This window comes from Roseomonas nitratireducens (assembly GCF_017813355.1).
Classification (GTDB): Bacteria; Pseudomonadota; Alphaproteobacteria; order Acetobacterales; family Acetobacteraceae; genus Neoroseomonas; species Neoroseomonas nitratireducens.
This window is the reverse complement of record NZ_JAGIYZ010000001.1, coordinates 96,581-116,510: the sequence shown is the minus strand read 5'-3', so window position 1 is coordinate 116,510 and position 19,930 is coordinate 96,581. Positions and strand designations below refer to the sequence as shown.

The 19,930-nt window shown below is 73.9% G+C and carries 11 protein-coding genes; 7 read left to right on the top strand and 4 right to left on the bottom strand.

Annotation, left to right across the window (positions count from 1 at the left end; all coding sequences use genetic code 11):
• The first annotated feature begins 1 nt into the window (after nucleotide 1).
• From glgA to J5Y09_RS00435, 7 genes are all read left to right on the top strand, one after another.
• Nucleotides 2–1,432, top strand: a complete 1,431-nt coding sequence (glgA, locus tag J5Y09_RS00465) for a glycogen synthase GlgA (RefSeq protein WP_209350130.1) — start codon at nucleotides 2–4, stop codon at nucleotides 1,430–1,432.
• A complete protein-coding gene (gene glgX, locus J5Y09_RS00460) occupies nucleotides 1,425–5,198 on the top strand; it encodes a glycogen debranching protein GlgX (protein ID WP_209349747.1) in 3,774 nt (1,257 codons plus the stop codon). Before glgA ends, glgX begins: the two co-directional genes overlap by 8 nt.
• Before the next feature lie 425 nt (nucleotides 5,199–5,623).
• Nucleotides 5,624–6,697, top strand: coding sequence for a family 8 glycosyl hydrolase (locus J5Y09_RS00455; protein WP_209349746.1), 1,074 nt, complete (start codon nucleotides 5,624–5,626; stop codon nucleotides 6,695–6,697).
• 94 nt (nucleotides 6,698–6,791) lie between these two features.
• The gene (locus J5Y09_RS00450; protein ID WP_209349745.1) at nucleotides 6,792–7,247 is read left to right on the top strand and encodes a hypothetical protein; all 456 of its coding nucleotides are present in this window, start codon (nucleotides 6,792–6,794) and stop codon (nucleotides 7,245–7,247) included.
• Nucleotides 7,248–7,251: 4 nt separating this feature from the next.
• Nucleotides 7,252–8,076: a cellulose biosynthesis protein BcsQ gene (gene bcsQ / locus J5Y09_RS00445; RefSeq protein WP_209349744.1), complete on the top strand. Its 825-nt coding sequence runs from the start codon at nucleotides 7,252–7,254 to the stop codon at nucleotides 8,074–8,076.
• Entirely contained in the window at nucleotides 8,073–12,578 is a 4,506-nt protein-coding gene (bcsA, locus tag J5Y09_RS00440; protein ID WP_209349743.1) for a UDP-forming cellulose synthase catalytic subunit, read from the top strand. The genes bcsQ and bcsA overlap by 4 nt, the downstream gene beginning before the upstream one ends.
• Nucleotides 12,578–16,279, top strand: a complete 3,702-nt coding sequence (locus tag J5Y09_RS00435) for a cellulose biosynthesis protein BcsC (RefSeq protein ID WP_209349742.1) — start codon at nucleotides 12,578–12,580, stop codon at nucleotides 16,277–16,279. Before bcsA ends, J5Y09_RS00435 begins: the two co-directional genes overlap by 1 nt.
• Here the strand turns inward: J5Y09_RS00435 and J5Y09_RS00430 are convergent.
• Genes J5Y09_RS00430 through J5Y09_RS00415 form a run of 4 tightly spaced genes read right to left on the bottom strand, consistent with a single transcriptional unit; the run spans nucleotide 16,261 to nucleotide 19,928 of the window.
• Complete coding sequence (locus J5Y09_RS00430; RefSeq protein ID WP_209349741.1) at nucleotides 16,261–17,190, bottom strand: polysaccharide deacetylase family protein; 930 nt, start codon at nucleotides 17,188–17,190, stop codon at nucleotides 16,261–16,263. The two genes, J5Y09_RS00435 and J5Y09_RS00430, sit on opposite strands and share 19 nt — an antisense overlap.
• Complete coding sequence (locus tag J5Y09_RS00425; protein WP_209349740.1) at nucleotides 17,187–18,098, bottom strand: polysaccharide deacetylase family protein; 912 nt, start codon at nucleotides 18,096–18,098, stop codon at nucleotides 17,187–17,189. Before J5Y09_RS00425 ends, J5Y09_RS00430 begins: the two co-directional genes overlap by 4 nt.
• A 4-nt stretch (nucleotides 18,099–18,102) precedes the next feature.
• Nucleotides 18,103–18,768, bottom strand: a complete 666-nt coding sequence (locus tag J5Y09_RS00420; protein WP_209349739.1) for an isochorismatase family protein — start codon at nucleotides 18,766–18,768, stop codon at nucleotides 18,103–18,105.
• Nucleotides 18,769–18,782: 14 nt separating this feature from the next.
• A complete protein-coding gene (locus J5Y09_RS00415; protein ID WP_209349738.1) occupies nucleotides 18,783–19,928 on the bottom strand; it encodes an ABC transporter substrate-binding protein in 1,146 nt (381 codons plus the stop codon).
• Nucleotides 19,929–19,930: the final 2 nt, after the last annotated feature.

The following is a 19,930-nucleotide window of genomic DNA, read 5'->3' as shown; positions in this document are numbered from 1 at the left end:
CCTGCCCGTCCTCGCCGTCGCGTCCGAACTCTACCCGCTGGTCAAGACCGGCGGGCTGGCCGATGCCGCCGGCGCGCTGCCCGCGGCGCTCGCCCCGCACGGCGTCGCGGTGCGCACGCTGCTCCCCGGCTACCGCCAGGTGCTCGCGCGGCTCGAGCAGCCGCGCAAGGTGCTGGAGATGCCCGGCCTGTTCGGCGGCGTGGCGCGGGTGCTGGAGGCGCGCGCCGCGGGGCTCGACCTGATCGTGCTCGACGCGCCGCATCTGTTCGACCGGCCGGGCGGGCCCTACACCGCGCCGGATTCCGCCGAATGGGGCGACAATGCCGCGCGCTTCGCCGCCCTCGGCCGCGCGGCGGCGACGATCGCGCAGACCCAGGGCTTCGCGGCGGTGCATGCGCATGACTGGCAGGCGGGGCTCGCGCCGGCCTATCTGCGCTTCGCGCCGCGCCGCATCCCCTCGCTCTTCACCATCCACAACCTCGCCTACCAGGGAAAGTTCCCGGCCGCCGTCTTCCCGGCGCTCGGCCTTCCGCCCGAGGCGTTCCGGCGGGATGGCCTGGAGTACTACGGGGCCGTCGGATTCCTTAAGGCGGGGCTCTGGTACGCCGATGCGATCAACACCGTCTCGCCCTCCTATGCCGAGGAGATCCTGACGCCATCCGGCGGCATGGGGCTGGACGGGCTGTTGCGCGGCCGCGCGGGCGACCTGCACGGCATCCTCAACGGCCTCGATGTCGAGGATTGGAATCCGGCGACGGACGCGCATCTCGCCGCGCGCTTCACCGCCGAGGATGTCGCGCCGCGCGCGGCAAACCGCGCGGCCCTGCAGAAGCGGCTTGGCCTCGCGCCCGATCCGGACGCGCCCCTGTTCGCCTTCATCGGCCGGCTCGCCTGGCAGAAGGGCGCGGACCTGCTGCTGGAAGCGGCGCATGCGCTGATGGCGGGCGGCGCGCAGCTCGCCATCATCGGCTCGGGCGAAGGCGGACTCGAACATGCCTGCCGCGCCTTCGCCGCCGCCAACCCGGGACGCGCCGGCGCCTTCATCGGCTTCGACGAGGGGCTGGCCCGCCTTGTCTATGGCGGGGCGGACGCGCTCGTCGTGCCGTCCCGCTTCGAACCCTGCGGCCTCGCGCAGCTGGCCGCGCTGCGATACGGCGCGGTGCCGGTCGTCGCGCGCACCGGCGGGCTCGCCGACACGGTCATCGATGCGAGCCCCATGGCACTCGCCGCGGACTGCGCGACGGGCGTGCAGGTCGCGCCGGGCAGCGCGGATGCGCTCGCGGCCGGGCTGCGCCGCGCCCTCGCGCTGTTCCACGACACAGCGACCTGGCGCGGGATGCAGGCGCGCGGCATGGCGACGGACGTCTCCTGGGGGCCCTCCGCCGCGCGCTACGCGGCGCTGCTCAAGGGGCTGGCCGCCCGGCATGGATGAGGGCGCGGCCGAGCCGCTCGGCGTCCACCTCGCGCCCGGCGGGGTGAACATCGCCATACCCGCACCGGGTGCGGAGGCGATCGACCTCTGCCTGTTCGACGCCGAGGACCGCGAGACCGCGCGGCTGCGCCTGCCCGGCCGCACCGGCGACGTGTTCCACGGCTTCGTGCCGGGCCTGGCCGAGGGCGCGCGCTACGGGCTGCGCGCGCACGGCCCCTTCTCGCCGGAACGCGGCCTGCGCTTCGATCCGGCGAAGCTGCTGCTCGACCCCTGGGCGCGGCAGGTCGACCGGCCCTTCGCGCCGCATGAATCGCTCCGCGCCTTCGGTGCGGACACCGCAGCGCGAATACCGAAAGCGGTGCTGACGCGCCCGCTGCCGGACCTGCCGCCGCCCGCCATCGGCGGGGCGCGCATCGTCTACGAACTGCATGTGCGCGGCTTCACACGGACCCATCCGGCGATCCCGGAGGCGATCCGCGGCACCTTCGCCGGACTCGCGCATCCCGCCGCCATCGCGCATCTGAAGCGCCTCGGCGTGACGCATGTGGAGCTCATGCCCGCCGCCGCCTGGGCGGATGAACCCATGCTCGCCCCGCGCGGCCTGGCGAACTACTGGGGCTACAACCCGGTTGGCTGGCTCGCGCCCGATCCGCGCCTTGCGTCCGGCGGCATGGCGGAGGTGCGCGCCGCCGTAACCGCACTGGCGGCGGAGGGCATCGGCACCATCCTCGACGTCGTGCTGAACCATTCGGGGGAAGGGGAGGAGGAAGGGCCGACCCTCTCGCTGCGCGGCCTCGGCGATGCCGCCTGGTACCGCACGCAGCCCGGCGCGCCGGGGCGCTACGCGAACGACGCGGGGTGCGGCAACGCGCTCGCCCTCGACCGGCCCTGGCCGCTGCGCCTTGCCATGGATGCGCTGCGGCACTGGGCGGGGCAGGCGGGGCTCGCCGGCATCAGGCTCGACCTCGCCACCACGCTCGGCCGGCGGGCGGAGGGCTTCGACCCCGACGCGCCGCTGCTACAGGCGATGCGCCAGGACCCGCTGCTGCGCGACCGCTGGATCATCGCCGAGCCCTGGGATGTCGGGCCTGGCGGGCATCGCCTCGGCGCCTTCCCGCCGGGCTGGGGGGAATGGAACGACCGCTTCCGCGACGGCGTCCGCCGCTTCTGGCGCGGCGATGCGGGCAGCCTCGGGGAATTCGCCACGCGGCTGGCCGGCTCGCGCGACGTCTTCGCCGCGCGCCCGGCGACGGACAGCGTGAACTACGTCACCGCGCATGACGGCTTCACCCTCGCCGACCTCGTCGCCCATGCGCGCAAGCACAACGCGGCGAATGGCGAGGAGAACCGCGACGGCACCGACAACAACCTCTCCTGGAACCACGGCGTGGAAGGCGCTGTGGAGGATCCCGCCATCCTCGCCCGCCGCCGCGCCGATGTCCGCGCGCTGCTCGCGACGCTGCTCGCCGCGCGCGGCACGCCGATGCTGTCGATGGGCGACGAGGCCGGGCGCGGCCAGGGCGGCAACAACAACGCCTGGTGCCAGGACAACGCCACATCCTGGTTCGACTGGGCGGGCGCGGACGAGGCGCTGGTGGATTTCACCGCCCGGCTGGTCGCGGCCCGCCGCGCGCATCCCGCGCTGCACGCCGCGGCCCCGCTGACCGGCGACGCCGACGCCACCGGCCTGCCCGACGTCGCTTGGCTGCGGCTGGATGGCGCGCCGATGCGGCACGAGGACTGGTCCGATCCCGCCGCGCGCGGCCTCGCGATGCTGCTGCACGCGGCGGGCGGCCGCGGGCTGGTCGCGATCCAGGGCGGCGACGCGCCCGCGACGCTGGCGCTGCCGCCGGCGCGGCCCGGCCATCGCTGGCGGCTGCTGGCCGACAGCGCCGATCCCGCCCGCGCCGGCGATGCCGGGGCGACGCACGCCCTCGCCCCGCGCAGCGTCGCATGGTTCGGCGAGGAACCCGCCGCGCCACGTCCGCGCGCCGCCGCCGATCCGGCGCTGCTGGCGGAACTCGCGCAGGCGGCGGGCATCGACACGGCCTGGCACGACATATCGGGCACGCGGCACGCGGTGCCGGAGGGCACGCTGCGCGCGCTGCTCGGCGCGCTCGGCCTGCCGGCGGAAACGGCGGGGCAGGCGCGGGACAGCCTCGCCCGCCGCCGCGCCGCGCCGCGCGTGCCGGCGCCCGATCCCGGCCGCTGCCATCCGCCGCCGCAGGGCCGCCGCTTCGCCATCATGGCGCAGTCCTTCGCGCTGCGTCGGGCGGCGGACCAGGGCATCGGCGACTACGGCGCGATCGCGGAACTCGCCGCGCATGCGCACGGCGCGGCGCTGATCGGCATCAGCCCGCCGCATGCGCTGATGCCGGTGGAACGGGACCGCGCCAGCCCGTACCAGCCCTCCGACCGGCGCTTCCTGGAACCCGTGCTGCTCGATGTCGCGGCACTTCCCGATGTCGGCGACGCGCCCGCGGTGCGCGCGGCGCTGGCGGCGGCCGAGCCGGTCTTCGCCGCGCTGCGCGCCGGCAGCCTTGTCGACTACCCTGCGGCCTGGGCCGCCAAGCGGGGCGTGCTGGAGGCCGCGGCGCGCGCCCTGCCGCAGGACCATCCGGGCTTCGCCGCCCTCCGCGCGGCGGGCGGCAAGGCGCTTCAGGACTTCGCCGCCTTCGCCGCCATCGCCGACCGCTTCGGCCCGCGCGGCGGATGGCCGGCCGGCTTCTCGCACCCCGCCGACGGCGCGATGGCGGCCTTCCGCGCGGCGCATGCCGAAGCCATCCGCTTCCACGCCGTGCTGCAATGGTTCTGCGACCGGCAGCTCGCCGCGGCCGCCGCGGCGGGGTCGGGACTTTATCGCGACCTCGCGGTCGGCGCCGCGCCGGACGGCGCCGAGACCTGGTCCCAGCCCGAAGCCTTCCTGGGCGGATTTTCGATCGGCGCGCCCCCCGACCCCTTCTCGGCCGAGGGCCAAGTCTGGGGCCTGCCGGTGCCGCATCCGCACCGGTCCGAAGCGACGGGGCATGCCGGCTTCGCCGCGCTGCTGCGGGCGAACATGCGCCATGCGCGGGCGCTGCGGCTCGACCACGCCATGGGGCTCGAGCGGCTGTTCGTGGTGCCGGAGGGCGGGCGCGCGGCGGATGGCGCCTATCTGCGCTTCGACGGCGCGGGGATGCTCGCGACGCTCGCGCGCGAAAGCCGCGCGGCGGGCTGCGCCGTGGTGGGGGAAGCGCTCGGCACGGTGCCGGAAGGCTTCCCGGACCGCCTCGCCGCGGCCGGGGTGCTCGCCTATCGCGTCCTGTGGTTCGAGCGGGAGGGCGAGGGCTTCCGCGACCCGGCCCTGTGGCCCGAGGCGGCGGCGGCCTGCGTCTCGACCCACGACCTGCCGCCGCTCGCCGGCTGGTGGGCGGGGGCGGACATCGAGGAACGCCTGTCGCTCGGGCTGATCGGGGACGAGGCCGGGGCCCGGGCGGCGCGGGCGCGGGAACGGGCGACACTCGCCGCGCTGTGCGGCGTGGCGGACGGACCCTTCACGCCGGCGGTCGCAGCCGCGCTGCATGGCCGCGTGGCCGCGGCACCCGCCGCGCTGCTGCTGGTGCAGGCGGAGGACCTGGCCGGCGAGACGATCGGGGTGAACCTGCCCGGCACAGACCGGGAACGCCCGAACTGGCGCCGCCGCCTGCCCGTCGAGGGCGCCGGGCTGACGATGGGGCCGACCGCGCGCGCGATCATGGATGCGCTGGGGGATCGCGGCGCGGTATAGATATGCGGGCGGGGCGGCTGGACCGGCCCCTTCGCTGCTGCGGCGAGGTCACGCGTCGCGTTTTGTCGAGCTATTCAATCACAAGTTGGGTCTTCTCGCGTAATTGTTGAGAAATCCCTCGTAAACTCGTTCACATTGTTGTGAATTCACGAAAATAGGCGTCTGGCACGGTTGGCCGAATCGATGAGAGTTCGCAAGAATCGGCGCAGATCCTGTCCTGGGGGGGCAAGGAAATGCGAGCGCTCCGGCGGGCCACGCGCGCCAACGCCGCTGGTCTGTCATGCTGCCCGCCGCGGCCCGGCCGGGCGGCCAAGCGACATTGGCCGATTGGTAACCGATTTGGGCGAGCCTTCGACCATCTGGTTCCGGAGGTTCGAGGTGTATCGACCGCGACGGCCCGCCCCGCCCATCGCGGCAGGGCGCGCATGAAGACCGTCCTTGCCGCGGCAACGGGCCGCCGCGCGCTCGGCGCGCTTGGCATTTCCATGCTCGGCGCCGCGCCGACCGAGTCGGGCGAGCACCTGATCGCGGCGGAATGGCGCGCCTTCACCCAGCGCTTCCTGACGCCCGAGGGACGCATCGTCGATACCGGCAATGGCGGTATCTCGCACAGCGAAGGCCAGGGCTGGGGGCTGATGTTCGCGGCCGCCTTCAACGACCGGGCGGCCTTCGACCGTATCCTGTCCTGGACCACGACCGTGCTGAAGCGGTCCGGCGACAGCCTGCACGCCTGGCGGTTCCGCCCCGGCGCGACCGAGCCCGTGGACGACCCGAACAACGCGACGGATGGCGACCTCTACATCGCCTGGGGCCTGCTCATGGCCTATGAGCGCTGGCGCCACACGCCGCACCGCATGCGCGCCACGGCCATCGCCCGCGACATGCTGCGCCTGACGCTCCGCCGGCCGCAGGGCAAGGCTGTGCTGCTGCCTGGCGCGGTGGGCTTCGAGCGGCAGGAAGGCCTCGTCCTCAACCCCTCCTACGTCGCGCTGCCGGCCTATGCGGCGATGCACCGCGCCATGCCGGGCGATGGCTGGCTGACGCTGATGCGCGACGGGTCCGACCTGCTCCGGCGCGGCCGGTTCGGCGCCTGGGGGCTGAGCCCCGACTGGCTGCTGGTGCCGCGCGCGGCCGGCGCGCCCTTCGTGATGGCGGATGGCTGGCCCAGGCGCTTCTCCTTCGACGCGGTGCGCGTGCCGCTGATGCTCGCCTGGGCGGGCGAGACCATGCATCCGGCGCTCCGCGGCCCGCACGCCTTCTGGACGGACCAGCGCTGGTCGCAGCCGCCAGCCTGGGTGGACCTCGAGACCGGCGTGACCGCCGAGTTCGCCGCCAGCCCGGGGATGCGCGCCATCGCCGCCTTCGCGGCCAGCCGGATCGCGGGCGCTGCCGCGCCCGTCCGGCTGCCGCAGGTGGCCGACTCCGCCGACTACTACTCGGCCGCGCTCGTGATGCTGGTCCGCTTGGCCTGCGCCGCGACGGGGACCCGTATCGCGTGATCCGCCGACGGCCCGCCAACACGACGGGCCGACGTCGACAAAAAGATGGAGAGCCGAGCATGACGCACGAGGCCAACGCTTTCGGACAGGCCTGATGGACGCCCAGGAACCGGACATCTCCGCGCTGGCATCCAGGCTCGGCATGCGCGGGGTCCGCTACAGGTCCTTCGGCAATCCGCCCTATCGCGGTGAACGGCGCCCGCCGCCGGTGCAACCGAACGTCGTGCCGCCGGCTACGATGCCGGCGCCCGCCATGGTCGTTCCGCCGGCACCGCCCGGCATGGTCGCCCCGCCGGCATCGCCCTTCATGGCCCCGCCGCCCGGCCCGGCCCCGGCATGGCCGGCGGCCGCCGCGCCGCGGCCCGCTGCGCCCGCGCCATGGCAGCCGGCGCCCGCACCCGCGCCTTCCTTCCCCCTCATCGCCCAGGCGCTCGCCGCCGCGGCCACGCCGCAGGGCCAGCCCTTCGGCGGCCCCGCCGCGGAACCGGCGGCGCCCGGAACCCTCCCCTTCCTGGCGCTGCGCGCCGCCGTCGGCGGCGCGGGAGGCTGAACGCATGCCGTTGCTCTGTCTCGCCTCGCCCAAGGGGGGCGTGGGAAAGACGTCGCTCGCCTCCGGACTCGCGCACGCGCTGCACCGGACGGGCCGGCCCGTCTTCGCCATCGATTGCGACCCGCAGAACGCGCTGCGCCTGCATCTCGGCCTGCCGATCACGGACCCCGAGGGCTACCTCGCGCGGCTGCACCTGCGGCCGGACTGGCGCGCCTGCCTCCGCCGCACGCCGGCCGGGCCCGACCTGCTGCCCTATGGCGAGACCGACATGCGCGGCGCGCTCGCGACCTCGGGCCTGATCGAACGGGAGCCTGAGCTGCTGGCCGGCCCGGTCCGCGCCATGCTGGCCGACCCCTCGGCGATCGTCGTGGTCGACACGCCGCCCGGCGCCTCGGCCGCGCTGCAGATCCTGGCGCCGCAGGCGGCACTCGTGCTCGCCGTGCTGCTCGCGGACGCGGCCAGCACCGCCCTGCTGCCGGAGATCGAGACCGGCCGCTTCCTCGGCCGCGGCACGCTCGGCACGCTCGTCGGCCCGAAGCTGCGCGTGGTGCTGAACCAGGTGGACCGGCATTCCCGGCTGTCCGTCTCGGCGGCCGAGGGCGTCGCCGCACATCTCGGCGCGCGGCTCGCCGGCGCCATCTCGCGCGAGGAAGCGGTCGCCGAGGCGCTCGCCTGCCAGCGCCCGGTCGGCGCCCATGCGCCCTATTCGACCGCGGCGCGCGACATCGAGGACCTCGCCGCGACCGTGCTGCGCGAGATGCCCGTGGCCGCGCCCGCGCCGGTCGCCCCGGCCGTCACGTCATCCCTGTTTCCCTGGAGCCGCCCATGAGCCGCGCCCTTTCCCGCGCCTGGCTCGCGCTCGTCGTGCTGGTGGGCCTCGTGCTCGCCTGGGCGGTGGTCGTCACGCCGCTCGATGCCGAGGACCAGGCGCTGCTGGCCATCGGCGGCCTCGTGCTGTTCCTGGTGCTGAACCGCTTCAAGAGCAGGCGCGTGACGGCGGTGCTCGCCATCCTCTCCTGCCTCGTCTCCCTGCGCTACCTGCACTGGCGGCTGTCCGACACGCTGACCGCCGACAGCTTCACCCAGGGCTTCTTCATGTTCGGCCTCGCGGCGGCCGAGACCTATGCCGTCATCGCGCTGCTGCTCGGATACTTCCAGACGCTCCGCCCGCTCGAGCGCCGCCCCGCGCCGATGCCCGAGGACCATGAGACCTGGCCGACCGTCGACGTCTACATCCCGACATACAACGAGGATCTGGATGTGGTGCGCCCGACCGTCCTCGCGGCGCTGGCGATGGACTGGCCGATCGACAAGCTGAAGGTCTGGATCCTGGACGACGGCCGCCGGCCCGCCTTCCGCGAATTCGCCGAGGAATGCGGCGCGGGCTACATCGTGCGCCCCGACAACAAGGGGGCGAAGGCCGGCAACCTGAACCACGCCATGGCGCAGACCGACGGCGAGTACATCGCCATCTTCGACTGCGACCACGTGCCGACGCGCGCCTTCCTGCAGATGACAATGGGCTGGATGCTGCGCGACCCGAAGCTCGGCATGATCCAGACGCCGCACCATTTCTACTCGCTCGATCCCTTCGAGCGGAACCTCTCGAACGGCCGCGACGTGCCGAACGAGGGGCTGATGTTCTACGGCCTCGTGCAGCCCGGCAACGACCTGTGGAACGCGACCTTCTTCTGCGGCTCCTGCGCCGTGCTGCGGCGTGAGGCGATCGTCGACGCCGGCGGCGTGCCGACCGAGACGGTGACCGAGGATTGCCACGCCTCGCTGCGCATGCAGCGGCTCGGCTGGAACACCGCCTATCTGCGCGTGCCGCTGGCAGCCGGCCTCGCGACCGAGCGCCTGATGATCCACATCGGCCAGCGGATGCGCTGGGCGCGCGGCATGCTGCAGATCATGCGCGTGGACAACCCGATCTTCGGGCCCGGCCTCAGCATCGCGCAGCGGCTCTGCTACTTCAGCGCGATGTTCCACTTCCTGTTCGCGCTGCCGCGCGTGGTGTTCCTGACCGCGCCGCTCGCCTTCCTGCTGCTCGGCTTCAGCCCGATCGCGGCATCGCCGCTCGCGATCATCGCCTATGCCGGGCCGCACATCTTCCACGCGGTCGCGACCGGCAGCCGCGTCGCCGGCAGCGTGCGGCACTCGTTCTGGAGCGAGATCTACGAGACGGTGCTCGCGCTCTGGCTCGTCCCGGTGACCATCGCGACCATCCTCGACCCCAAGAAGGGGAAGTTCAACGTGACGCAGAAGGGCGGCCTTCTCCCCGAAGGCTATTTCGACTGGCGGGCGGTCTATCCGAGCCTGATCCTCGCCATCCTCCTCGCACTCGGCGTCGTCGCCGGCGTCCGCGGCCTCGCCTCCACCGAATGGGGCAGCCTCGAGAGCCAGGCCTACCTGCTGAACGGCATCTGGGCGCTGCTGTGCATCGTGCCGGTGCTCGCCTCCGTCGCCGCGGGCCGCGAGCGCAAGCAGGTGCGCGCCACGGCGCGCGTCGAGGTGTCGCTGCCGGCGCAGCTCGTCCTGCCCGACGGGCGGCGGATCGACGCGCGCACGCGCGACCTCTCGCTCGGCGGCGCGGGCATCGTGGTCGCCGAGGCGCCGGCTCTCGAAGCCGAGACGCCGGTGATGCTCGACATCCCGATGGGCGGCGAGGTGCTGACGCTGAGCGGCTATTTCCTGCGCGCCGACGGCGGCGAGGTGCAGCTGCTGTTCCGCCCGCAGACGGTCGAGGAGGAAGGCGCCATCGTGCGCGCCGTCTTCGGCCGCGCCGACGCCTGGCTGTCCTGGGACCGCCACCGGCCCGACCGGCCCCTGCGCTCGCTGCTCGAGGTGCTGGCGACGATGGGCTCGGTCTTCACCGGCCGCTCGCAGCTCTCGCTCGCCTGGTGGCGCGCGCGCCGCCGGCGCAAGGAGGAGGCGCGCAACCCCGTCGCCCCCGTCGCCACGCAGCGCCGGACCGAGGTGATGGCGCCGCGCGACACCTTCCGCAACGCGGCCGTCATCGCGCTGATCCTGGTCGCCTCCAGCCCCGCGCTCGCGCAGCGGCGCAACGCGCCCCCGCCGCCGCAGCCGGCCGCGACGCAGCCGGCCCCGGAGGCCCCGCCCGCCGTGGTGCCGCCGCCCGCGCCGGAAGCCGTGCTCGCCGCCCCACCGCCGCCGCCGCCCTCCGCGGCGCCGACGCTCACGCAGCGCCGCGTCGTCCGCTCGCTCCGCCAGCTCGGCCTGCAGTCGACGATGCAGCTGCGCGGCGCGTCGCCGCTGCAGGGCATCCAGTTCGGCATCCGCAGCGACGAGGTCGTGACGGATGCGCGCGTGGTGATCTCCGGCGCGGCCTCCCCTGCCCTGGTGCCGGAGGTGAGCCAGCTCGTCGTCACGCTGAACGACCAGTTCATCGGCGCCGTGCGGCCCGATCCGGCGCGGCCTTCCTTCGGCCCGATCGAGATGCCGGTGAACCCGGCCTTCTTCACCGAGATGAACCGGCTGAACTTCGCCTTCAGCGGGCGCTACCGGGCGGAATGCGTCGACCCGCTGTCCGACCTGCTGTGGATGAACGTCGCCGAGACATCGACCGTCCAGCTGACGCTCGAAAGGCTGCCGCTGCCGGCCGACCTCGCGCGGCTGCCGGAACCCTTCTTCGACCCGCGCGAGCTGCGCGACCCGCTCGTGCTGCCCTTCGTGATGCCGGACAATCCCGGCAACGAGACGCTGCGCGGCGCGGCCGTCGTCGCCTCCTGGTTCGCGATGCAGGCGGAATACCGCGGCGCGCGCTTCCCGGCCTCGGTCTCCATTCCCGGCACCGGCAACGCGGTCGTCTTCGCGACGCCGCAGGACACGCCGGAGGGGATGACGCTGCCGCCGCTCTCCGGGCCGACCGTCGCGCTGATGGAGAACCCGCGCGACCCGCGCGGCATGCTGCTGCTGGTCGCCGGGCGCACGATGCAGGAAGCGGGCGTCGCCGCGCAGGCGCTCGCCCTCGCGCCGCAACTGCTGTCGGGCACGCTCGCGACGGTCGCGCAGCCGCAGGCGCCGCAGCGCCGGCCCTATGACGCGCCGCGCTGGCTGCCGACGGACCGCCCGGTCCAGCTCGGGGAGCTGGTGGACCGCGCCGACCTGCAGGTCTCGGGCTATGCGCCCGGGCCCATCACGGTGCCGCTGCGCACCGCGCCGGACCTGACCACCTGGCGCCGCCACGGCTTCCCGGTGGACCTCGCCTTCCGCTCCCCGCCGGGCCCGATCACGGATGTCGAGCGCTCGCGCCTCGATGTCCTGGTCAGCGGCACCTTCCTCCGTTCCATCCCGCTGCGGGAACAGGAGAGCTGGCCCTGGACCTGGATGCTGCGCCAGGTCGGCATCGAGCCGGGCCCGCGCACCGGCACGGCCAGCGTGCCGCCCTGGCTCGTCACCGGCCGCAACGACCTGCAGCTGGTGTTCGACATGCGCCCGCTGCACCGCGGCGACTGCGTGTCCATCCCAGCGCAGGTGCAGGCGGCGGTCGATCCGTCGAGCACGATCGACATCACCCGCGCGCATCGCTTCGCGACGCTGCCGAACCTCGCGTTCTTCGCCAGCGCCGGCTTCCCCTACACGCGGCTGGCCGACCTGTCGGAGACGGCGGTCGTGATGCCTGACCGCGCCGGCCCGATCGAGGTCAGCGCCTTCCTCGGCATGGTGGGCGGCCTGTCCGCCATGGTCGGCGTGCCGGCCACGGGCCTTGCCGTGGTGCGGCCGGGCCAGCTGCAGCAGGTCGCCGACCGCGACCTCATCGTCCTCGGCACGCTCGGCCGCCAGCCGGCGCTGACCACCCTGCTGCGCGAGGCGCCGCTGCGCATCGACGAGGCCGGGCGGCTGGCGATGACGCTGCCTGACCCGCTGGCCGGATTCCAGCGCGTGGTGCGCGGCGGCCCGCCGCCGGAAGAACGCGTGCGCGCCGCGGCGCAACTCGCCGCCCCGGCCGAACGGCTGGGCTTCGTCGCCGCGGCGCAGTCGCCGCTGCGCGAAGGCCGCTCCGTCCTCGCCATCGCCGCACCGACGCCCGCCGGGATCGAGGCCGTGGCCGAGGCGCTGCGCGACCCCGCGACCATCCCGCGCGTGCAGGGCGACCTGATGGTGCTCAGCGCGGATGGCGCGGAATCCTTCCGCACCGCGCCGACCTACTCGGTCGGCAACCTGCCCTTCTGGCTCTGGCCGAACCACTACCTGGGCTCGCAGCCCTGGTCGGTGCTCTTCCTGCTGGTCGGCGCCAGCGTGCTGATCGGCCTGCCGGTCATGGCATCGCTGCGGCGAAGGGCCGTGCGGCGGCTGCGGGGGCGCGGCTGATGCGCCCGCTGAAGGCCAGCCTCCTCGGCGCCGTGGCGGCGCTCGCCCTCGCCGGCCCCGCCGCGGCGCAGCCGACCAGCGGCGCGCTCGGCATCCTGCTCCAGCAGGCGCGCCACTGGCAGGAACAGAACCGCCCGGACCTGGCGCTGCGCGCCTATGAGCGCGTGCTCGCCACCGCGCCCCGCAACCCGGAGGCGCTGGCCGGCGCGGCCGAGGCGCAGGCCGCGCTCGGCAACCGGACCGAGGCCGAGGCGCTGATCGCGCGCCTGCGCGCCGTCGCGCCGAACGCGACCGGCGTCGAGGAAGCGACGCGCGGCGTCACGGTCGATCGCGGCCTTGTTGAGGAAGCGCGCCGGCTGTCGCGCGACGGACGCGTGCCGGAAGCCCTGACGCGCTACCGGGACGCCTTCGCCGGCGGCCCGCCGACCGACACCTTCGCGGTGGAATACTGGCTGACCCTCGCCGGCACCGAGGGCGGGTGGGAGGAGGCGCGACGGCAGCTCGCGAGCTTCGCCGCGCGCCGGCCGCAGGATGTGCGCGCGCGCGTCGCCGCCGCGCAGGTGCTCACCTACCGGGAATCCACGCGCGCGCAGGGCATCGCGCAGCTCGCCGCGCTGTCGCGCGAGCCCGCCGCGGCATCCCAGGCCCTGCCGGCCTGGCGGCAGGCGGTGATCTGGCTCGGCGTCAACGAGGCGGCGGAAGGGCCGATCGCCGAGTATCTGGCGGTGCGGCCCGACGACGGCACGCTGCAGCGGCGCCTCGCCGAGATCCGCGACCCGTCGCTGCGCGCCGAGCGCGCCGCCGGCGTGCCGCGCGTCGCCGGCTTCCAGAGCCTCGAGGCGAACCGCCTGATCGAGGCCGCGCGCGCCTTCGAGACCGCGCTCGCGAACAATCCGCAGGACGCCGACGCGCTGGGCGGGCTCGGCGTGGTGCGGCTGCGCCAGGGCCGCGTGACAGAAGCGCGCAGCCTTCTCGAACGCGCCATGGCCGCCGACCCGACGCGCGCCAGCAATTGGCGGCAGGCCTTCGAGGGCGCCTCCTACTCCGTCGACCTGGCCGAGGCGCAGGCCCTGTTCCGCCGCGGCCAGACCGATGCGGCCGAGCAGGTAGCCCGTCGCGCCGCCGCGCGGGAAGCCGCCGCCGACCGCACGGATGCCGAGGCGCTGCTCGGCGACATCGCGCTTTCTCGCGGCGACCTCAGCACGGCCGAGATGCGCTTCCGCGCGGCGCTCGCCCGCCGCCCGAACTTCCAGCCGGCGCTGCAGGGCCTGGAGCAGTCGCTGCGCCGGCAGAGCCGCACCGCCGAGGCGGACGAGATCGCGCGCCGCATCCGCGTCGCCGCCCCCGCGACGGGCGGCACCGGCGGCGTGACGGCGGGCAATGCCGGGCGCCTGCGCGCCGAGGCATCGCGCGCACCGGATCCGGCGACCGCGGCCGCGCTGCTGCGCGCCGCGCTGGCGGAAGCGCCGAACGATCCCTGGGTGCGGCTCGACCTTGCCCGCGCGCTGGCACGGCAAGGCCAGGGCGCCGAGGGGCGCGCCATCATCGAGGCGCCGCTGACCGAAGCCCGCGCCGGATCGGAAGCGGTCTTCGCCGCCGCCCTGTTCGCCGAGGAGCAGGGCCGCGTCGGCGATGCCGCCGCCTTGATCGGCCGCGTGCCGCCGGCCCGACGGTCCCCCGACATGGCGCGGCTCGCCGCGCGCACCCGCGTGGCGGCCGAGGTCGAGGAAGCCGTCGCCGGCGCCTCCATCGGCGGGTTCGAGAGCCGCCAGCGGCTGCTCGCGCTCGCCGCGCGGCAGGACCCGTCCGGCGCGACGCCGGCCGCGGTGATCCGCGCCTTCGGCCGCATCGGCGATGCGCGCGGCGCGGAGGAAGCGGCCCGCGTGGCGCTCGCCGTCAACCGCGCGCCATCGGGCCCGGCGCGGCTCGCCATCGCGGGCGCGCTGCTGGAAGCCGGCCAGGAACAGATGGCGATGACGCTGGTGCGCGGCGTCGAGGGCGACCCCTCCCTGCCCGCCGACAGCCGCCGCCAGGCGGAGGCGCTGCTCGCCGGCATCGCCGTGCGCGGTGCCGACCGCGCGAACGAGGCCGGCGACCAGGCGACCGGCTTCGAGCGGCTGCGCCCCGCGCTCGCGCGCAATCCGCAGGACCCGGCGGCGAACATGGCGCTCGCGCGGCTCTATGCCGGCGCGCGGCGGCCGGAGGAAGCGCAGCAGATCGCCGAGAGCGTGCTCGCGCGCGATCCGCGCAACCTCGAGGCGCGTGCCGGCGCGGTCGATGCCGCGATCGCGGCGCGCGACTACCGCCGCGCCGAGGCGCTGGTGGACGAGGCGCGCGCGCTGGCGCCGAACGAGGCGCGCGTATCGCTGATGCAGGCGCGGCTTGCGCGCGCGCGCGGCGACGAGCGCGGCGCGCTGCGCGCGGCGCAGCTGGCGCAGGAACAGCGCCGCGCCCAGGTGGGCGAGGTGGTGCCGATGGCCTTCGTGCCGGGCGGCCTGGCGACCGCCAATCCGTTCCGCAGCGCCGGGGTGACGGTGGGCGCGCCGACATCGCGCGACCCGCTCTCGGCGGAGATCGCGCGGGAGGTGGAGCGCGCGCGCGACGCCGCCTCCACACGCTTCACCGTGGCGCCGACGATGCGCGGCCGGTCGGGCACCAATGGCCTCGACCGGCTCGAGGAAGTGTCGATCCCGCTCGAGGCCTCGCTATCGCCGCGCGGCGTGGGCGGGCGCCTCGCCGCGACCGTCACGCCGGTCTCGATCAGCACCGGCACGCTGCCGGGCGACCTGACGTCGCTGCAATCCTTCGGCGCGAATGCGGTGGCCTTCCCGGGCAACATGCGGCGGCCGCTGGATGATTCGGCGAGCGGCGTGGCGCTCGGCGCCTCCTACCAGCGGGACTGGTTCCGCGCCGATGTCGGCAGCACGCCGCTCGGCTTCCGGACGCAGAACGTGGTCGGCGGCGTCGAGGTCGCGCCCGGGCTCGGCGGCGGCTGGCGCATGCGGGTGACCGGCGAGCGCCGCGCGGTGACGGACAGCCTGCTGTCCTGGTCCGGCGCGCGGGACGGGCTGACCGGCCAGACCTGGGGCGGCGTGGTGCGCACCGGCGGCCGCGCGCAGGTGGAGTATTCGCAGGGGCCGGCGACCTTCTACGCGGGCGGCGGCTACTCGATCTTCCAGGGCGAGAACGTGCGCGACAACGCGCGCGTCGAGGCCGGCGCCGGCATGAACTACGCCGTGCTGCGCCGGCCGGACGAGCAGGTCACGGTCGGGCTCGACCTGGTCTACTTCGCCTACGACGAGAACCTGCGCTTCTTCTCGCTGGGCCATGGCGGCTATTTCAGCCCGCAGAACTACACGGCGGTGAACGTGCCGGTCGATTGGCGCGCGCGGTCGGGGGACTGGTCCTGGCGGCTCGGCGGCTCGGTCGGCTACGCGGTGTGGTCGGAGGACCGTTCGCCGGTCTTCCCGAACGACCCGGCGCTGCAGGGCGCGCTCTCCGCGCGCGTCGGGCAGGATCCGCGCATCCAGGCCTTCTACCCGTCGCAGAGCGAGGCCGGGCTGATCGGCAGCGTGCGCGCCGACGTGGAATACGCGATGACACCGGAACTCGCGCTCGGTGCGACCTTCCGCTACGACCGCTCGGCCGACTGGAACGAGGGCCGCACCGGCGTCTACGTCCGCTACCGGCTGCCGGAATAGGCCGCCAGGATCTCGGATGCCGTGGCGGGCCAGACCCCGCCACGGGCGAGGATCGCATCGAGCATCGCCGCGAAGGCGCGGATGCGGTGCGCCTGGCCCATCAGCCAGGGCGTGACCGCGAGCGTCAGGATGCGACCTGACCCCGTCGCCGCCGCTTCCGCATCCAGCGCCGCATGCGCGGCGAGGGTCGCGGCGACGTAGTCCTCGGTCGCCATGTTCTGCTGGTGCAGCATGCGTTGGTCGGACAGGTCCTGCGGCAGCGGCATGGCCATCATCGGCCCGGCCTGCGTCGCGAAGGCGTAGGGCAGGTCGTCGTTCACCCAGCCGCTGGTCCAGGCATAGCCGGCCTTGGCGACCAGGTCGGGCGTGCGGTGGGATTCGGAATGCGCTGGCGAATGCCAGCCGCGCAGCGCGTCGCCGAAGCGGGCGCGCAGCAGCGACGTCGCTTCCTCCACCCAGGCGGCTTCCTCGGCTTCCGGCACCTGGCCGTGATGGATATGGCCCATGTCGAGGCCCGCGCAGGCCGGCTCCCACCCCGCCGCGGCGATGTCGTCCATCAGCACCGGATACTCGCGCGCGAGCGCCGCGCTGAGCAGCGCGGTGCCCTTCAGGCCGCGCGCCGCCATCACCTGCATCATGCGGTAGATGCCGATGCGGTTGCCGTAGTCCCGCTGCGTGAAGTCCCAGAAGGACGGGTAGGGTCGCTCCATGCCGCCCGGCGCGACGACCGGCTTCAGCGGCATGTCCATCGGGAAATGCCCGGCATGCACGGCGATCCAGAGCGCGACGCGCGCCCCGCCCGGCCAGGCGAAGGGCTGGGTGCGCGGCAGGATGCGGTAGGGATACCGTTCATGGTCCATCCCGCGCCGGCGGTGCGGGTAGACGAAGTAGTCGGGCGGGAGGCCGGTCATGGCGTGCCCTCCGCGATCCAGGCTTCATGCGCGGCGAGGTGATGGTCGATGTAGTGCCGCGCGATCTCCCGCCCCGTGGCGAGCCAGACCTTGTCGTGCGAGGCGATGTGGCGGAGCACCTCGTCCAGCGCCGCGACGCGGTGCGGCTGGCCGATCAGGAAGGGGTGCAGCGGCAGGCAGAGCACCGTGCCGCTTTCCGCCCCTTCCTCATACAGCTGGTCGAACTGCGCCTTGCAGATGGCGGCGTAGCGCTCGGGCGGCGTATTGCGCATCACGAGCAGCGGCACGTCGTTCACCTCGAGCGAATAGGGGATGGAGACGAGCCGCTTGCCGGACCGCGTGCGGATCGGCGTCGGCTGGTCGTCATGCAGCAGGTCGAGCGTGTAGAGGATGCCTTCCTCGGCCAGGATGTCCTGCGTCGTCTCGTCGTTGGAAATCGCGGGCGTCAGCCAGCCATCCATGGATTGGCCGGAGGCGCGCAGGATGGTCTCCCGGTTCTCGCGGATGACCTCGCGCTGCTGCTCCTCGCTCATGCCGTAGAAGTAGCGCGTGTTGTAGGTGCCGTGGCTGAACAGCTCCCAGCCCAGCTCGCAGCAGCGCTCGATGATCTCGGGATAGTGGTCGCAGACCGCGACGTTGAGGGAGACGGAGCCGCGCACGCCGTGTCGCGCCATGACATCCGCCATGCGCCAGAAGCCGGCACGGTTGCCGTAGTCCCGCCAGGAATAGCCGAGGATGTCCGGCACCGGTCGCGGCCAGGGCATGCGGCGCGGGTTGGGCGGCGGGTCGAGCTCGTAGTGCTCGATGTTGGGCGCGACCCAGACGGCGATGCGCGCGCCGCCGGGCCAGGCGATGCGCGGCCGGCGCCGCCAGGGCATGTAGTCGTAGTGGCCGGGGGTCTTCAGCATGGCGTCAGCCCTCCAGGCGCGGGATGGCGGCAAGCACCTCGGCCACCGGCAGCACATCCGCGTATTTCACCGCCATGTCGTAGAGGTTCGCGAAATGCGGGCCCTCGTGGCGGTCGGCCACGCATTCCTCCGGCACGATCATGCGGTAGCCGCAGGACAGGCCGTCCACCACCGTTGCGCGCACGCAGCCCGATGTCGAGCCCCCGGTGACGATGACCGTGTCCGTGCCGTGGAAGGTGAGCAGCGAGCGCAGGTTCGTCTCGAAGAAGGCGCTCGCCATGCGCTTGTTGATGAGGATGTCGGGGGGCGCGCGTTCCGTCCGCGGATCGAGTGCCGCGCGCGGCGAGCCTTCCTTGATGTTCTGCAGGCTGTCCGGCGTGTCGGAGCGCGTGCCCCAGACGCCGCAATCCTCGCCCGAGGGCAGGTAGGAGACATAGGTCCAGACCACCGGCCAGCTGCGCGCGCGGAAGGCGTGGGCGAGCGCGTTGATGTGCTCGATCTGCCGCGGGTCGGTCTCATAGGCGGTGACGTAGGTCTGCGGCTGCGTGTAGGCGCATTGCACGTCGATGTTGATCAGCGCGGCGCGGCGGCCGAAGCCGAAGCGCCGGCGCGTGGGCGCGGCCTTGATCTCGGCGTAGAGCTGCCGCGCCGTCTTGCCTTCCTCGATCACGCTTTCCCCTCCGCTCAGGCGGCGAGGAATTCGTTCCACTTCTCCGTGTAGTATTCAAGGTTGGACGGGCGCGTGTTCCAGACGAAGACGCGCTGGGAACGATCCTCCAGCGATCCGCCGTCGCGGCCTTCCCCGCCATAGACCTGGCGGATGGTCTCGGGCGGCAGGTACTGGCCGTAGGTGTCGACCGAGGCGAAGTAGCCGATCTCGGTCTGGCGCGCGCCGGCGAAGCCTTCCAGCCAGAAGTTCAGCCATTCGTAGCAGGCGTCGAGATTCCGCGTGGTGGCCGAGATCGCCTGGCCCTGGCACCAGGCGCGGTAGCCTTCCTTGGCGACGGCGTAGCGGACGGGGATGCCGCGGCCCGCGACCTCCACGATCACCGGCCACCACGCATCGGCGATCCAGACTTCCTCCGACGCCATGAGGTTCACGAGTTCGCCATAGGCCCGCCAGAGCGCGCGGAAATGGCCTTCGCGCTTCTTCTCCTTGAGGAAGGCGACGACGGTGTCGACTTCGCTGTTCGTCAGGTTCGAGATGTCGGCCGGGTTGATCAGGCCGAGCGCCTTCATCCCCAGCGCCGCGTCGAGCATGCCGAGCCAGTCGATGCCGAACAGCGCGACCTTGCCGCGGTATTTCGGATTGAACAGCTCGCCCCAGGAGAGCTCGTTGTTCTCGGCCTGAACGTGGCGCGTGTTGTAGCCGATGCTGTCCATCTGGAAGAAGGTCGGCATGAAGATCGCCTGGGTCTTGGCGTCCGAGGTGTACATCATGCGCCCCGGATTGGCGCCGAGGCCGAGCGGGCTGGTCGGCGTCGCGCGGCCATCCTTCAGCAGCGGATGCATCTTCGCCCAGTTCGGGATGCGCGAGATGTCGATCGGCTGGGTCAGGTTCTCCCCACGGCCATAGGCGGCGAAGGGCGCGTCGGTTGTGATGCAGTCCACCGGCGCGGTGCGCACGCGGTCGACGCGCGCCTGGGTGGACGGGTTCACCCAGGGGCGCGGCGTGATGCTCGTGCGCCGGGCGAATTCGCGCAGGATCGGCTCCCGCATGTCGAAGGAGGCGCCAGCCAGGTTGATCACCCGCGCCTGCGCGCGCGCGACCGTGGGCATGGCGAGGCCGGCAGCGCTGGCCCCGAGCAGATGGCGACGTCCGATCGTCATGA

What these genes read in the sequence shown, in the direction of transcription:
- glgX (WP_209349747.1), top strand. Translation starts at nt 1,425, where the DNA reads ATGGATGAGGGCGCGGCCGAGCCGCTCGGCGTCCACCTCGCGCCCGGC.
- J5Y09_RS00455 (WP_209349746.1), top strand. Translation starts at nt 5,624, where the DNA reads ATGAAGACCGTCCTTGCCGCGGCAACGGGCCGCCGCGCGCTCGGCGCG.
- J5Y09_RS00450 (WP_209349745.1), top strand. Translation starts at nt 6,792, where the DNA reads ATGGACGCCCAGGAACCGGACATCTCCGCGCTGGCATCCAGGCTCGGC.
- bcsQ (WP_209349744.1), top strand. Translation starts at nt 7,252, where the DNA reads ATGCCGTTGCTCTGTCTCGCCTCGCCCAAGGGGGGCGTGGGAAAGACG.
- bcsA (WP_209349743.1), top strand. Translation starts at nt 8,073, where the DNA reads ATGAGCCGCGCCCTTTCCCGCGCCTGGCTCGCGCTCGTCGTGCTGGTG.
- J5Y09_RS00435 (WP_209349742.1), top strand. Translation starts at nt 12,578, where the DNA reads ATGCGCCCGCTGAAGGCCAGCCTCCTCGGCGCCGTGGCGGCGCTCGCC.
- J5Y09_RS00430 (WP_209349741.1), bottom strand. Translation starts at nt 17,190, where the DNA reads ATGACCGGCCTCCCGCCCGACTACTTCGTCTACCCGCACCGCCGGCGC.
- J5Y09_RS00425 (WP_209349740.1), bottom strand. Translation starts at nt 18,098, where the DNA reads ATGCTGAAGACCCCCGGCCACTACGACTACATGCCCTGGCGGCGCCGG.
- J5Y09_RS00415 (WP_209349738.1), bottom strand. Translation starts at nt 19,928, where the DNA reads ATGACGATCGGACGTCGCCATCTGCTCGGGGCCAGCGCTGCCGGCCTC.